We start from the raw sequence: 13,684 nt of genomic DNA on the forward strand, positions 1-13,684 counted from the left end.
ATAATCCCGCGGTGAGCACCGAACCCGAGACCCTCGCCGCGGTCGAGACCGACACCGCGCCCCTGCAGCTGCTGCACCTGGATGAACGCCTGGCCGTGGTCAACAAGCCTGCCGGGCTGATGGTCCACGACAGCAAGCTGGCCCGTGGCGAAGACGACTTCCTGGCCGACCGCCTGCGCGAGCAGCTGGGCCGCCCGATCTTCCTCGTGCATCGCCTGGACCGGGCCACCAGCGGCTGCCTGCTGCTGGCCTTCGACCGCGAAACCGCCAGCGCGCTGGGCAAGGCGTTGATGGGCGGTGAAGTGCTGAAGGACTACCTGACCGTCTGCCGTGGCTGGCCGGCAGAACTGTCCTGGCGGGTCGACCACGACCTCGACGGTGGCCCGGGCAAGCCGGTGAAGAAGCCGGCGGTCACCGACTTCCAGCGCCTGGCCACCGGCGAGCTGTCGGTCCCGGTCGGTGAGTTCACCCGTTCGCGCTACGCGCTGCTGCGTTGCCAGCCGCAGACCGGGCGCTTCCGGCAGATCCGCCGGCACCTGAAGCATCTCTCGCATCACATGATCGGCGACACCAGCCACGGTGATGGTCGCCACAACCGCATCTTCCGCATGCAGGGCGTGCACCGCATGCTGCTGCATGCCGAGCGCCTGCGTTTCCCGCATCCGGACGGTGGCACGGTGGATGTGCGTGCGCCGCTGGACCGCGAGTTCCAGAAGGCGCTGGGCCTGTTCGGCTGGCAGGTGGACGACGCCTGATGCTGCTGCGGTAAGCCGAGCGTGGGCTCGGCTCTACAGCCAGCGGCCGGGCGTGGCCCGGCGCACCCCGTTATTTCTTTTCCGGCTCGTTGACGATCGCTTCCAGGTCCTTCTGCAGATCCGCGAACAGCGGCTGCATGCGCGCCTGGATGGCCACCATCACGTTCTGCATCAGCGCCGGGGTCTTGTCCAGCAGGCTCTGGCCGGCCGCGCTCTCGTAGAACTCGGCCATCGCCAGCACGTCTTCCTTGCTGAAGGTCTTCTTGTAGAGGTCCACGTACATCGGCCGCAGCTGCTGCCACGACAGGGCCTGGCGCAGGGTCTGGCTGGTCCGCGCCTGGATCCGCTTCAGCTGTTCCTGCTGCTGGGCGTTGAGCTGGCGCTGTGCGGCCACCTGCTGGAACTGCTGCTGCTGCATCGCCTCGATCTGCGGCAGCATGGTGTCGATCATGCTCTGCGCCCGTGACGCGGACAGCAGGCGGTTGATGTCGCCATCGGTCGGTGGCGCGGCCAGGGCCGGAACGCTGGCCACGGCCAGCGCCAGCAGCAGGGCGGCGCGGCGCAGCAGGGACGGCAGGGCGGGTGCGGTGCGGGTCATGCGGGCTTCCTGCGGTACATGGGACAGCCAGCATACCCGCAGCCAAGGCGAAGGCGGCGTGTTCGGTACCTGATCGGCGGCATACGGTGCGCGATGCCGCACTCCGGCACGTGGCTGCCGCTACAATGCGCGGATGGGCAGTGGACCGGTCACCATCAGCGCGCAGCTTGAAATCCCCGACGGCGAGATCGTCGAGCGGTTCGTGCGTGCCAGCGGTGCCGGTGGCCAGAACGTCAACAAGGTCTCCACCGCGGTGGAACTGCGTTTCGATGTGGCCAACTCGCCCTCGTTGCCCGAACCGTTGCGCGCGCGCCTGTTGGCGCGGCGTGACCGGCGCATGACCGGCGAAGGCGTGCTGGTCATCGACGCGCAACGTTTCCGGACCCAGGATCGCAATCGCGAGGATGCGCGCGAGCGGCTGGCGGCCTTCATCCAGGCCGGGCTGAGCGTGCCCAAGCCGCGCAAGGCCACCAAGCCGACCCTCGGGTCGAAACTGCGTCGTCTGGACGCCAAACGCGGGCGCGCGCAGATCAAGCGCGGGCGCTCATCACGTGACTGGGAGTGATTGCTTGAACAACCCGACTTCGTTGCTGCCGGCCGTGCCGCCGCAGATGCCGCAGGTCAAACCCAACGCCTTCCTGCGCTGGCTGGCGCGCTGCACCCTGCGCATGGGCGGCTGGAAGGTGACCGGCACCCTGCCTGACATTCCCCGCCTGGTGTTCATCATCGCGCCGCATTCGTCCAACTGGGACGGCCTGTGGGGCATGGCGGCCAAGATCGCGCTGGGAATGAAGGTCAAGGTGCTGGGCAAGGCATCGCTGTTCTGGTGGCCGCTGGGCCCGCTGCTGCACAAGCTGGGCGTGATCCCGCTGGACCGCAGCTCGCCGCAGGGCACGGTGGGCCAGGCGGTGGACCTGCTGCGCAACAACGAGAAGATGTGGTTCGCCATCACCCCCGAGGGCACCCGCAAGGCCGTGAAGGACTGGAAGGCCGGCTTCCTGAAGATCGCCCGGATGGCCGACGTGCCGATCCTGGCCGCGTATTTCCACTACCCGGAAAAGACCATCGGCATCGGCCCGCTGTTCACGCCCAGCGGCGATGATGCCGCCGACATGGCCGCCATCCGCGAGTTCTACCGGCCGTGGATGGGCAAGACCCGCGGTACGGTCTGAGCCTGCCGCAGGCCGCCGCATAGACGCCACGTCCGGCACATGCCGGGCGAGCGCGACAGGAGTAGGGTGGAGGGCTGGTATCCCGTACCGTCTGCCCAAGGAGTGTTTTACATGTCGCGTACCGTAGTCCTGGCCGCCGCCATCAGCCTGGCGCTGGCGGCCTGTTCCGGCAAGGAGTCCACCCCCGTGTCCGATGCCCAGAAAGCCCCGGCCCAGCAGCCGGCCGAAGCCTCCACCAATCCGCTGCTGAGCGCCAGCACGTTGCCGTTCCAGGCGCCGCAGTTCGACAAGATCAAGGACAGCGACTACCTGCCGGCGTTCGAGGAAGGCATGCGCCAGCACCTGGCCGACGTGCGCAAGATCGCCGACAGCAGCGAGCCGGCCACCTTCGACAACACCATCGTGGCGATGGAGCGCAGCGGCGAGACCCTGAACCGCGTGTCGCGCATTTTCTTCGGCCTGGTCCAGGCCGATACCAACGATGCACGCCAGAAGATCCAGGAAGAAGTGGCGCCGAAGCTGGCCGCGCACCAGGACGAGATCAACCTCGATCCGAAGCTGTTCGCGCGCGTGAAGTCGCTGTACGACCAGCGTGACACGCTGGAACTGGACCCGGTGCAGAAGCGCCTGGTCGAGCATTACTACGACGGCCTGGTGCGCGCTGGCGCACAGCTGTCCGACGCCGACAAGGCGAGCCTGCGCAAGCTCAACGTGGAAGAAACCACCCTTTCCACCCAGTTCCATACCCGTCTGGTGGCCGCCACCGCCGCTGCGGCCGTCGTTGTCGACGACAAGGCCAAGCTGGCCGGCCTGGACGAGAATGCGATCAACAACGCTGCCACCGCCGCCAAGGATCGCAAGCTGGATGGCAAGTTCCTGCTGCCGTTGCAGAACACCACACAGCAGCCGGTGCTCGGCTCGCTGAGCGACCGCGACCAGCGCGCCGCCGTGCTGAAGGCTTCGGAAACCCGCGCCGAGCGCGGCGATGCCAACGACACCCGGCAGACCGTGCAGCGCCTGGCCCAGCTGCGTGCACAGAAGGCCAAGCTGCTCGGCTTCGACACCTTCGCCGACTACCAGCTGGGTGACCAGATGGCCAAGACCCCGGCTGCCGCGCTCAAGCTGCTGACCGACACCGTGCCGGCCGCCACTGCCAAGGCACGCGCCGAAGCCGGCGAGATCCAGAAGGTGATCGACGCGCAGAAGGGTGGTTTCCAGGTCGCCGCTTCGGACTGGGACTTCTACGCCGAGCAGGTGCGCAAGGCCAAGTACGATCTGGACGAATCGCAGATCAAGCCGTACTTCGAACTGGACAACGTGCTGCAGAACGGCGTCTTCTACGCCGCCACCCAGCTGTACGGCATCACCTTCAAGCCGCGTACCGACATTCCGACCTACAACCCGGACATGAAGGTGTACGAAGTGTTCGACAAGGACGGCACCTCGCTGGCGCTGTTCTACACCGACTACTTCAAGCGTGACAGCAAGTCCGGCGGCGCCTGGATGGACGTGTTCGTCGAGCAGGACGGCCTGACCGGTGCCAAGCCGGTGGTCTACAACGTCTGCAACTTCACCAAGCCGGCCGCCGGCCAGCCTGCGCTGATCAGCTTCGACGACGTCACCACCATGTTCCATGAGTTCGGCCATGCGCTGCACGGCATGTTCTCGAACGTGAAGTACCCGTCGATTGCCGGCACCGCCACCTCGCGTGATTTCGTCGAGTTCCCGTCGCAGTTCAACGAGCACTGGGCGCTGGATCCAAAGGTGTTCGCCAACTACGCCAAGCACTACAAGACCGGCGAGGCGATGCCGCAGGAACTGGTCGACAAGATCCTCAAGGCGCGCAGCTTCAACCAGGGCTACGCGACCACCGAGTACCTGTCGGCCGCACTGCTGGACCTGGCCTGGCACACGCAGAAGGCCGACGCGCCGCTGCAGGATGTCGGCGCCTTTGAAGCCAGCGCGCTGAAGAAGTTCAAGGTCGACCTGCCGCAGGTGCCGCCGCGTTACCGTACCACCTACTTCGACCACATCTGGGGCGGTGGTTACTCGGCCGGCTACTACGCCTACTTCTGGGCCGAAGTGCTGGACCATGACGCCTACCAGTGGTTCACCGAACACGGTGGCCTGACCGCGGCCAACGGCCAGGAATTCCGCGACAAGATCCTCTCGCGCGGCAACAGTGTGGAGCTGTCGACCCTGTACCGCGATTTCCGCGGCAAGGACCCGTCGGTGGAACCGCTGCTGAAGTTCCGCGGGCTGAAATAAGAAAGCGAAAACGGCGGGGGCAACCCCGCCGTTTTTCTTTGCTCTTCTTGTAGAGCCGAGCCTACGCTCGGCTGCCTTTCGCGCCCTTGTAGAGCCGAGCCCATGCTCGGCTGGTTTCCCACGAAAGGAAGCGCGCTACGTCCCCACATGCACCCGGTTGGCCTGCTCGGCCAGCCCCAGGTGATCCAGTGCGATGTCCAGCGCCAGCACATAGCTCTGCGCGCCATAGCCGGCGGCGATGCCCAGGCGCTGGCCGACACCGGCCGGCAGGCACGGCTCGGCCACCGCGCCGTCGTCATGCACTTCCACGTACGCGTTGTGCAGATAGGGCAGCAACCGTTGCAGGCGCAGGCTGTTGGCACATGCACCCGGATCGAGCAGCGTCACCTCGCCGCGACTGTGGTCGGCCACGCGCAGTGCGTCCAGCAGTTCCTGTTCCGAACCGCAGGCACGGATCGCCACGCTGGTGCCGGCATCGATCGCACGATGCACCAGCGACTTCAGTACCGGCGCCGGCAGTGGCATCGCCGTGCGGATCAAGGCGCCGGCCGCTTCCGGGCCACGGATGATGAAGATCGACATGGCTCAGCCCTCCTGCGCCAGGCGACGGCCGACGATGGCCAGCGACAGCGGATAGCCGGCCTGCTGGCTGCGCTGGTCGAGCACCACCGCGGCGGGGCCGTGCTGCAGGCGCAGGCGCGCATCCAGGCCGGGCTCGCTGGGCGACTGCAGCTCGATGTACTGCGCCGGCAGCCGTTCCAGCGCCGCCTGCAGTGCGCCACCCTCGGCCTGCCATTGCGCCTCGTCGGCCACGCCGACATCCAGCAGCACCCAGTCGGCCGAGTGCGCCTGCGGCTGGCACAGGCACTGGCGCACTTCGGACAGACTCGCGCAGTCGCTGCACAGCACGCGATGGCCGCTCAGCTGCGCCGGCAACTGCGGGCGCGGCGCCGACGGAGACGCGTGGCGGATCACCAGGAGGGTCATACAACACCTTGCGGAATGCGCCCTGCGGCGCGGTGGGCACACGATGCACGTGCTGGCCGTAAAGGTGCGATGCCCGTGGCCGGGGCACGGCGTAAAACCTGCGTAACCCATCCTGTAGAGCCGAGCCTACGCTCGGCTGGCGTGCACCGACGCTTGAAGAGCAGCCGAGCGCGGGCTCGGCTCTACAGCAAGCCGGTGCGGGAACCTCTTCGGCCCGGATGTGGTCTGATGCAGCTACCACTGACCCGGAGCCTGCCATGGACGCTGTTGCCCGCCCTCCCTTTTCCGAACGCGCGCTGGCCTGGCTGAAGAAAGAGGCGCTGCCGTTGCTGGTGATGCTCGGCCTGCTCGCCGCCGCCCGCGATACCCTGGCCAACCACTACGTAGTGCCCAGCGGCTCGATGCAGCCGACCCTGCAGCCCGGCGACCGGGTGGTGGTGGACATGCGTGCCTATGGGCTGCGCCTGCCGTTTACCGGCAAGGAACTGATGGCGACCGGCACCCCGCAGCGCGGCGAGGTGGCGGTGTTCGATTCGCCGGCCGACGGTACCCGCCTGATCAAGCGGGTGGCCGCGGTGGCCGGTGACCATGTGCAGCTGCACGAAGGGCACCTGAGCATCAACGGCCAGCCACTGCAGACCGCCGACCTGCAGGACGTGGAAGCCTTCGGTGAACGCCGTGCCCGCCTCGATCTGGACATGGGCGGCGGCCCGGACATCGCCGATCTGGTGGTGCCCAACGGTAAGGTGCTGGTGCTGGGTGACCACCGCGGCAACAGCTTCGATGGCCGCTTCTTCGGCTTCGTCGACGCTGACAAGGTCTACGGCCGCGCTGTGGCGGTGTACTACCGCCGGGGCGCCGGCTTCGAGTGGCAGCGCCTGTAAGCTGAATTGATACTTTCTGTGTATCAATCCTGACCTATCAGGTTATGGATCGACTGGATGGACGGGCCTAGTCTGAGGCCCGTTCCCTCCCATACCCGGCCGTCCCCACCGGCCCACCGATCCCATGACTGGCGAAACCGCCGCGACCGTCGAACGCCGCCCCCACGCTGTTGACCCCGCTTCCGACACCCGCATCCAGCAGGGCACGCCGGCTTTCCGCCGCACCGCGCTGGCGCTGTTCCTGGCCGGCTTCTCCACCTTCGGGCTGCTGTACACGGTGCAGCCGCTGCTGCCCGAATTCAGCCGCCACTTCGGCGTGTCCGCCGCCGGCAGCGCAATGTCGCTGTCGCTGACCACCGGCACGCTGGCGGTGGCCATGCTGCTGGCCGGCCTGCTGTCCGACGCGGTCGGCCGCCGCCCGTTGATGATTGCTGCGCTGCTGGCCTCGGCCATGCTGTCGCTGAGCACCGCGCTGGTGGACGACTGGACCACGTTGCTGGTGCTGCGCACCCTGCTGGGCCTGGCGCTGAGCGGCGTGCCGGCCGTGGCGATGACCTACCTGGTCGAGGAAATGGACAGCCGCGCGCTGGGCCTGGCGATGGGCCTGTACATCGGCGGTAACGCCATCGGTGGCATGAGCGGGCGACTGCTGGCAGGCATCATCGCCGACCACTGGGGCTGGCGCTGGGGCATCGGCGTGGTCTCGATCATCGCCGTGGCCAGCACCGTGCTGCTGTGGCTGCAGCTGCCGCCGTCGCGTCACTTCCACCCCCGCCGTGATGGACTGCGCCAGTTGCCGTCACGCTGGCGCATGCTGTTCGCCGACCCGGGCCTGCCGTGGCTGTTCGCCACCTCGTTCGTGCTGATGGGCGTGTTCGTCACCCTCTACAACTACCTGGGCTACCACCTGCTGGCGCCGCCGTACCACCTCAGCCAGACCGTGGTAGGCCTGATCTTCAGCGTCTACCTGGTGGGCACCTTCAGTTCGGCGTGGATGGGCCAGCAGGCTACGCGTTACGGACGCGGCCGCATCCTGTCGATCTCGTTCGCGCTGATCGGTGCCGGCATCGCGCTGCTGGCACTGCCTTGGCTGAGCACGATGGCACTCGGCATCGCGCTGGTCACGTTCGGCTTCTTCGGTGGTCACTCGGTGGCCAGCAGCTGGGTTGGCAGCCGTGCCGGCACGATGCGCGCGGAAGCCTCGGCGCTGTATCTGTTTGCCTATTACCTGGGTTCGAGTGTGCTCGGTGGTTTAGGCGGCCTGGCTTATGCGGCGTGGGACTGGCGGGGTGTGTGCCTGTTCGCCGCCGTGCTGACCCTGATCGGCGGTGGCATTGTCTGGGCGCTGCAGCAGCGCGCCCCGCAGCCGGTGACGGCGTGATCCTGGTCTGGTAGAGGCCGACCTTGGTCGGCGTTGTGGTCGTGGGCCAACCAAGGTTGGCCACTACCGGGTGGGTTGCACGCTCAGCCCTCCACGAACGCCTCGCGCAACAACCCGGCGAAATTGCGGATCAGCGGCGTCACCCCCTCGCGGTGCCACGCCAGCTGCACCTCCGAATGCGCACCGGCATCGGCCAGCGCCACGAAGCGCGCGCCCTCCACCCGGATGTGATCGCATGACGACGGCAGGATCGCCGCACCCAGGCCGGCAGCAGCAAGACTGATCAGGGTCGAGGCTTCGCCCGCCTCCTGCGCGATGCGCGGCGTGAACCCGGCGGCCGCGCACAACGCGATCATGTGGTCATGGATGCCCGCACCGGCGCTGCGGCGAAATGCCACGAACGGCTCCTGCGCGAAGTCGCGCAGCGACAGCGTTCCTTGTTTCGACAGTTTGCGCAGGGCGGGGTGGTCGGCATGCACGATCAACGCCAGCGGGTCGACGAACAGGCTGTGCGCCACCAGTTCCGGCGGCAACGCGCGCTTGCGGATGATGCCCACGTCCAGGCTGCCGTCGAGCAGCGCATCGATCTGCTGCAGCGTGTTCATCTCGCTCAGCTGCAGCCGTACCTGCGGGTACTGCTGGCGGTAGCGCAGGATCGAACGCGGAATCTGCGGTGACAGTGGCGTGGCCCGGGTCAGGCCGATACGCAGTTCGCCCTGCTCGCCGCGCTGCGCGCGCTGCACCTCGTCCACCGCTGTTTCCACCTGCTGCACGATGGCGCGTGCACGCTCCTGCAGCAGCTCACCGGCAGGCGTCAGCTGCACACGACGGTGGCTGCGCACGAACAGGCGCGCCCCGATCAGATCTTCCAGCTGGCGGATCTGCTGGCTGAGCGGCGGCTGCGACATGCCCAACCGCTCCGCCGCCTGGCCGAAGTGCAGCGTATCGGCGACGGCAAGGAAGTAGCGCAGGTGGCGGAGTTCGACGGACATGGCGCCAGTCTAGCCAGACCGGCACCGTGCCTGGCGTCTTCTTTGATCGTTTCTCCGCCAGTCGAGCATGGCTCGACTCTACAAAAGCCCATTTCGATCATTGATGACGTGTCGACCAAGGTCGACACCTACCAACAGCCGCGGAGAACTGTCAGAGGCGGTGCGCTGTGGGTGGGCAGGACCGTTGGCGCCATGGATGGCGCCATCGAGCCCCCAGGGATGGGTTCACGGCGTGTCCTGCCCACCCACAGCGCACCGCCATCCCACGGATAGCCCGCTGTTGCCGTTGCTTCGGCCTCGGCAGGTGCAGGGCGCAGCCCTGCCGAACACCCCTACCGCTCGGAATGCCCGCTCTGGTCGTAATCGCGCGGACTGAACAACTCCGGCTGGATCAGCTCGATGAACGCCCGCGCCTGCGCCGACAACGCCTTGCCACGCCGCACGATCACCCCGTAGCTGCGCTCGGGGAACCAGCGCTTCATCGACCGCGCCGCCAGCCGCTCGTGGTCGGCCTCGTTCAGGCACAGCGCCGGCACGATGGAAATGCCCATGCCCATCGCCACGTACTGCTTGATCACTTCCCAGCCCCCCACCTCCAGCGCCACGGTGTAGGCGATGCGGTGGCGCTGGAACACCTGGTCCACCAGCCGGTAGGTGATCTGCCGCTTCGGCGGCAGCACCAGCGGATAGCGCGCGATGTCGGCCAACTCCAGCTCGCCGCCCTTGGCCAGCGGATGGTCATGCGGCGCGATCAGCACCTGTTCGAAGCGGTAGGCCGGGGCGTAGGTCAGGTCGGCCGGCACATCGGTCATCGAACCGATCGCCAGGTCGGCGGCATCCTCGCGCAGCAGGTCGGTGCCGTCGGCGCTGATCGCGTTGTGCAGGGTCAGGCGCACGTCCGGGTAGTGCAGGCGGAAGCGTTCGACGATCTTCGGCAGCAGGTACAGGATGGTCGAGCTGTTGGCGGCGATGTTCAGCTCGCCCGCATCCAGGCCGCGTACCTTGTCGCGGAAGCGTGCCTCCAGCCCGTCCAGGTTTTCCACCAGCGGCTGCGCCATTTCATACAGCAGCTGGCCCTCGCGGCTGGGCACCAGGCGCCGCCCGCTGCGCTCGAACAACGGCACCCCCAGCTCCCGTTCCAGCGCCTGCAACTGCAGGCTGATGGCCGGCTGGCTGACGAACAATGCCTCAGCCGCCCGTGAGACCGAGCCCAGGCGCACCGTCTGGCAGAACGCGCGCAGCGGCTTCAACCGGTCGGATTTGTAGGAAAAACGCGGACTTGGCGAGGGGCGCGTGGTCATGGCGTTACAAGTATTAGCACAACTTATGTAGAGCATTGCAAAAACTGTTTTGCCAAATACTCGGCCCGGGCGGCACCGTGGAGGCGTTCCCCCACCGCTGGAGTTGCCCCATGTCCGCCGTCGCTTCCGCTGTTCCCACCCCTGCCAGCAAGGCCACCCCCGGCATCGCCCTGGCGACCCGCGTGGCCGGCCAGGACACCGTGCTGCCGGCGCCGCTGCTGGCCCTGCTGGTGTCGCTGCACCGTGCGGTGGAACCGGGCCGGCAGGCACGGCTGCAGGCCCGCCGCGAGCGCCAGGCGTTCTTCGACCAGGGCGGCCTGCCGGATTTCCGCGAAGACACTGCCGCCATCCGCAGTGGCGACTGGACCGTCGCGCCGCTGCCGGCCGCGCTGCAGGACCGCCGCGTCGAGATCACCGGCCCGACCGACCCGAAGATGGTCATCAACGCGCTGAACTCGGGCGCCAAGGTGTTCATGGCCGACTTCGAGGATTCGACCTCGCCGACCTGGCGCAACCTGCTGGCCGGCCAGCAGTCGCTGGCGGCGGCGGTGCGTGGTGATCTGGAATTCACCGCCGCCCATGGCAAGCACTACACCCTGCGCCCGTACGACGAACAGGCCGTGCTGATCGTGCGCCCGCGCGGCTGGCATCTGGACGAGAAGCACGTGCGCATCGATGGCCAGTTCATCGCCGGCGGCCTGTTCGACGCGGCGGTGTTCGCCTTCCACAACGCCCGCACCCTGCAGGCCAAGGACCGCGGCCCGTACTTCTACCTGCCCAAGCTGCAGAGCATGGAAGAGGCGGCGCTGTGGGAGACCGCGCTGTCGCACATCGAAGGCATGCTCGGCCTGCCGCACGGCCAGATCAAGGTGACCGTGCTGATCGAAACGCTGCCGGCGGTGTTCGAGATGGACGAGATCCTGCACGCGCTGCGTGACCGCATCGTCGGCCTGAACTGCGGGCGCTGGGATTACATCTTTTCCTACCTGAAGACCTTCCGCCGCCACGCCGACCGCGTGCTGCCCGAGCGCGGCCAGGTGACCATGACCCAGCCGTTCCTGAAGGCCTATTCGGAGCTGCTGATCCAGACCTGCCACCGCCGTGGTGCGCATGCGATGGGCGGCATGGCCGCGCAGATCCCGATCAACAACGATGCCGCCGCCAACGAACAGGCGATGGCCCGGGTGCGCGCCGACAAGCTGCGCGAAGTCACCGCCGGCCATGACGGCACCTGGGTTGCGCACCCGGCGCTGATTCCGGTGGCGATGGCGATCTTCGACGAACACATGCCCGGTGCGAACCAGCACAGCGTGCTGCGCCAGGATGTGCGCGTGGGCCGCGATGAACTGATCGCGCGCCCGCCGGGCACCATCACCCGTGCCGGCTTCGAAGGCAACGTGGAAGTCTGCGTGCGCTACCTGGCGGCGTGGCTGGATGGCAACGGTTGCGTGCCGATCCACCACCTGATGGAGGACGCGGCCACCGCCGAGATCAGCCGCAGCCAGCTGTGGCAGTGGCTGCATACGCCGGGCCAGCAACTGGACGACGGCACCGCGATCGATCTGGCGCTGCTGGATTCCACTCTCTCGCAGCTGCCGGCACGGCTGGGCGATACCGCCGCGCTGCCCGGTGGTGCACGCATCGGGGAGGCCATCACCCTGCTCGGCGAACTGAGCCGCAGCGACGAACTGACCGATTTCCTGACCCTGCCGGCCTACGCGCGCATCGATTGACTCCCGCCCGCGTTTCCACGCCGTTTCCCTCCCCGCTGCACGCACGAACCGAACTGGAGAAAGACATGAGCAAGCTGCCCACTGCCGAACAGATCCAGCACGACTGGGATACCAACCCGCGTTGGGAAGGCATCCAGCGCAACTACAGCGCCGCCGACGTGGTGCGCCTGCGCGGCACCGTCCACATCGAGCACTCGCTGGCCCGCCTGGGTGCGGAGAAGCTGTGGGCGTCGCTGCATGAGCGCGAGTTCGTCAACGCGCTGGGTGCGCTGACCGGCAACCAGGCCATGCAGCAGGTCAAGGCTGGCCTGAAGGCCATCTACCTGTCCGGCTGGCAGGTGGCGGCCGACGCCAACCTGGCCGGCCAGATGTACCCGGACCAGTCGCTGTACCCGGCCGATTCGGTGCCGGCAGTGGTCAAGCGCATCAACAACACGCTGCTGCGCGCCGACCAGCTGCACCACGCCGAAGGCAAGGATGACATCGACTTCCTGCAGCCGATCGTGGCCGATGCAGAGGCCGGTTTCGGTGGCGTGCTCAATGCCTTCGAACTGATGAAGGCGATGATCGAGGCCGGTGCCGCCGGCGTGCACTTCGAGGATCAGCTGGCCTCGGTGAAGAAGTGCGGCCACATGGGCGGCAAGGTGCTGGTGCCGACCCGTGAGGCGATCGAGAAGCTCAACGCGGCGCGCCTGGCCGCCGACGTGCTGGGCGTGCCGACCCTGCTGGTCGCGCGCACCGATGCTGAAGCAGCGGATCTGCTGACCAGTGACATCGACGGCAACGACAAGCCGTTCACCACCGGTGAGCGCACCGTCGAAGGCTTCTACAAGACCCGCAATGGCCTGGACCAGGCGATCAGCCGTGGCCTGGCCTATGCACCCTACGCCGACCTGGTGTGGTGCGAGACCGGCAAGCCGGATCTGGAATTCGCACGCAGGTTCGCCGAGGCGATCCATGCGAAGTTCCCGGGCAAGCTGCTGGCCTACAACTGCTCGCCCAGCTTCAACTGGAAGAAGAACCTGGACGACGCCACCATCGCGAAGTTCCAGCGCGAGCTGGGCAGCTACGGCTACAAGTTCCAGTTCATCACCTTGGCCGGCTTCCATGCGCTGAACTACGGCATGTTCAACCTGGCCCACGGCTATGCACGCCGCCAGATGAGCGCGTTCGTGGAGCTGCAGGAAGCCGAGTTCGAAGCGGCCGAGCGTGGCTTCACTGCGGTCAAGCACCAGCGTGAGGTCGGTACCGGTTACTTCGACGCGGTGACCCAGGCGATCCAGCAGGGCCAGTCGTCGACCACCGCGCTGACCGGCTCGACCGAGGAAGAGCAGTTCCACGGCGGGCGCAGCGAACGCGCTGCGTGATGCGGTAGTGCCGGCCGCTGGCCGGCAACCCGTCGATGTTCCCGAGGTCCAGATGGTTGCCGGCCAGCGGCCGGCACTACCGGGCCTCAGAGCGATCAGGGTGGCCAGGGAAGGGCCAGACAACGCCGGCCGGTCGGGGGACCTGCCGGCGTTGTTGTATCGATGCAAAGGCGCGGCCAGCAGGCAGCGTCAATCAGGCGCACCCCGTGTGCCGGCAACTTGGCCGAAACCCTGTGAAACCCGGCA

Annotated in this window: 13 protein-coding genes; 8 read left to right on the top strand and 5 right to left on the bottom strand. The window is 67.3% G+C overall.

The window, feature by feature from the left end:
• The first annotated feature begins 11 nt into the window (after positions 1-11).
• Complete coding sequence (locus M1L61_RS01050) at positions 12-755, top strand: pseudouridine synthase (RefSeq protein ID WP_057503920.1); 744 nt, start codon at positions 12-14, stop codon at positions 753-755.
• Between the two features lie 70 nt (positions 756-825).
• Here the strand turns inward: M1L61_RS01050 and M1L61_RS01055 are convergent, their stop codons facing one another.
• Positions 826-1,353 (bottom strand): DUF2059 domain-containing protein, encoded by a 528-nt coding sequence (locus M1L61_RS01055; RefSeq protein ID WP_010487093.1) that lies wholly within the window; start codon positions 1,351-1,353, stop codon positions 826-828.
• Between the two features lie 133 nt (positions 1,354-1,486).
• On the opposite strand from M1L61_RS01055, the gene arfB reads away from it, so the two are divergent.
• From arfB to dcp, 3 genes are all read left to right on the top strand, one after another.
• On the top strand, positions 1,487-1,918 hold the full coding sequence (gene arfB / locus M1L61_RS01060) for an alternative ribosome rescue aminoacyl-tRNA hydrolase ArfB (protein ID WP_005420755.1): 432 nt from the start codon (positions 1,487-1,489) through the stop codon (positions 1,916-1,918).
• Positions 1,919-1,922: 4 nt separating this feature from the next.
• Positions 1,923-2,525, top strand: a complete 603-nt coding sequence (locus M1L61_RS01065) for a lysophospholipid acyltransferase family protein (RefSeq protein WP_043400664.1) — start codon at positions 1,923-1,925, stop codon at positions 2,523-2,525.
• 111 nt (positions 2,526-2,636) lie between these two features.
• Positions 2,637-4,793, top strand: coding sequence for a peptidyl-dipeptidase Dcp (dcp, locus tag M1L61_RS01070; protein ID WP_019337438.1), 2,157 nt, complete (start codon positions 2,637-2,639; stop codon positions 4,791-4,793).
• Positions 4,794-4,928: 135 nt separating this feature from the next.
• Here dcp and M1L61_RS01075 read toward each other — a convergent pair whose 3' ends face one another.
• Both M1L61_RS01075 and M1L61_RS01080 read right to left on the bottom strand, forming a co-directional pair.
• Positions 4,929-5,375, bottom strand: a complete 447-nt coding sequence (locus tag M1L61_RS01075) for a 3-dehydroquinate dehydratase (RefSeq protein WP_004153636.1) — start codon at positions 5,373-5,375, stop codon at positions 4,929-4,931.
• A gap of 3 nt (positions 5,376-5,378) precedes the next feature.
• A complete protein-coding gene (locus M1L61_RS01080; protein ID WP_248854199.1) occupies positions 5,379-5,780 on the bottom strand; it encodes a hypothetical protein in 402 nt (133 codons plus the stop codon).
• A 257-nt stretch (positions 5,781-6,037) separates the two neighbouring features.
• Here M1L61_RS01080 and lepB point away from each other — a divergent pair, with 257 nt between their 5' ends.
• On the top strand, positions 6,038-6,664 hold the full coding sequence (lepB, locus tag M1L61_RS01085; protein ID WP_171954756.1) for a signal peptidase I: 627 nt from the start codon (positions 6,038-6,040) through the stop codon (positions 6,662-6,664).
• Between the two features lie 124 nt (positions 6,665-6,788).
• Positions 6,789-8,045 (top strand): MFS transporter, encoded by a 1,257-nt coding sequence (locus tag M1L61_RS01090; RefSeq protein ID WP_164192496.1) that lies wholly within the window; start codon positions 6,789-6,791, stop codon positions 8,043-8,045.
• A gap of 83 nt (positions 8,046-8,128) precedes the next feature.
• Here the strand turns inward: M1L61_RS01090 and M1L61_RS01095 are convergent, their stop codons facing one another.
• Positions 8,129-9,037 (bottom strand): LysR family transcriptional regulator, encoded by a 909-nt coding sequence (locus tag M1L61_RS01095; protein ID WP_019337440.1) that lies wholly within the window; start codon positions 9,035-9,037, stop codon positions 8,129-8,131.
• A 332-nt stretch (positions 9,038-9,369) separates the two neighbouring features.
• Entirely contained in the window at positions 9,370-10,338 is a 969-nt protein-coding gene (locus M1L61_RS01100; protein WP_071306331.1) for a LysR family transcriptional regulator, read from the bottom strand.
• Positions 10,339-10,448: 110 nt separating this feature from the next.
• Between M1L61_RS01100 and aceB the strand changes: the two genes are divergently transcribed.
• Together aceB and aceA are read left to right on the top strand one after the other, a co-directional pair.
• Positions 10,449-12,071 carry a malate synthase A gene (aceB, locus tag M1L61_RS01105; RefSeq protein ID WP_248854200.1) on the top strand — a complete coding sequence of 541 codons (1,623 nt, stop codon included), beginning with the start codon at positions 10,449-10,451 and terminating at the stop codon, positions 12,069-12,071.
• Positions 12,072-12,136: 65 nt separating this feature from the next.
• Positions 12,137-13,438, top strand: coding sequence for an isocitrate lyase (gene aceA, locus M1L61_RS01110; protein ID WP_019337654.1), 1,302 nt, complete (start codon positions 12,137-12,139; stop codon positions 13,436-13,438).
• Positions 13,439-13,684: the final 246 nt, after the last annotated feature.

The organism is Stenotrophomonas sp. NY11291 (assembly GCF_023277365.1).
Lineage (GTDB): Bacteria > Pseudomonadota > Gammaproteobacteria > Xanthomonadales > Xanthomonadaceae > Stenotrophomonas > Stenotrophomonas geniculata.

Coding starts and splice junctions, on each gene's coding strand:
- M1L61_RS01055 (WP_010487093.1), bottom strand. CDS start 1,353: ATGACCCGCACCGCACCCGCCCTGCCGTCCCTGCTGCGCCGCGCCGCC.
- arfB (WP_005420755.1), top strand. CDS start 1,487: ATGGGCAGTGGACCGGTCACCATCAGCGCGCAGCTTGAAATCCCCGAC.
- dcp (WP_019337438.1), top strand. CDS start 2,637: ATGTCGCGTACCGTAGTCCTGGCCGCCGCCATCAGCCTGGCGCTGGCG.
- M1L61_RS01075 (WP_004153636.1), bottom strand. CDS start 5,375: ATGTCGATCTTCATCATCCGTGGCCCGGAAGCGGCCGGCGCCTTGATC.
- M1L61_RS01080 (WP_248854199.1), bottom strand. CDS start 5,780: ATGACCCTCCTGGTGATCCGCCACGCGTCTCCGTCGGCGCCGCGCCCG.
- lepB (WP_171954756.1), top strand. CDS start 6,038: ATGGACGCTGTTGCCCGCCCTCCCTTTTCCGAACGCGCGCTGGCCTGG.
- M1L61_RS01090 (WP_164192496.1), top strand. CDS start 6,789: ATGACTGGCGAAACCGCCGCGACCGTCGAACGCCGCCCCCACGCTGTT.
- M1L61_RS01095 (WP_019337440.1), bottom strand. CDS start 9,037: ATGTCCGTCGAACTCCGCCACCTGCGCTACTTCCTTGCCGTCGCCGAT.
- M1L61_RS01100 (WP_071306331.1), bottom strand. CDS start 10,338: ATGACCACGCGCCCCTCGCCAAGTCCGCGTTTTTCCTACAAATCCGAC.
- aceB (WP_248854200.1), top strand. CDS start 10,449: ATGTCCGCCGTCGCTTCCGCTGTTCCCACCCCTGCCAGCAAGGCCACC.
- aceA (WP_019337654.1), top strand. CDS start 12,137: ATGAGCAAGCTGCCCACTGCCGAACAGATCCAGCACGACTGGGATACC.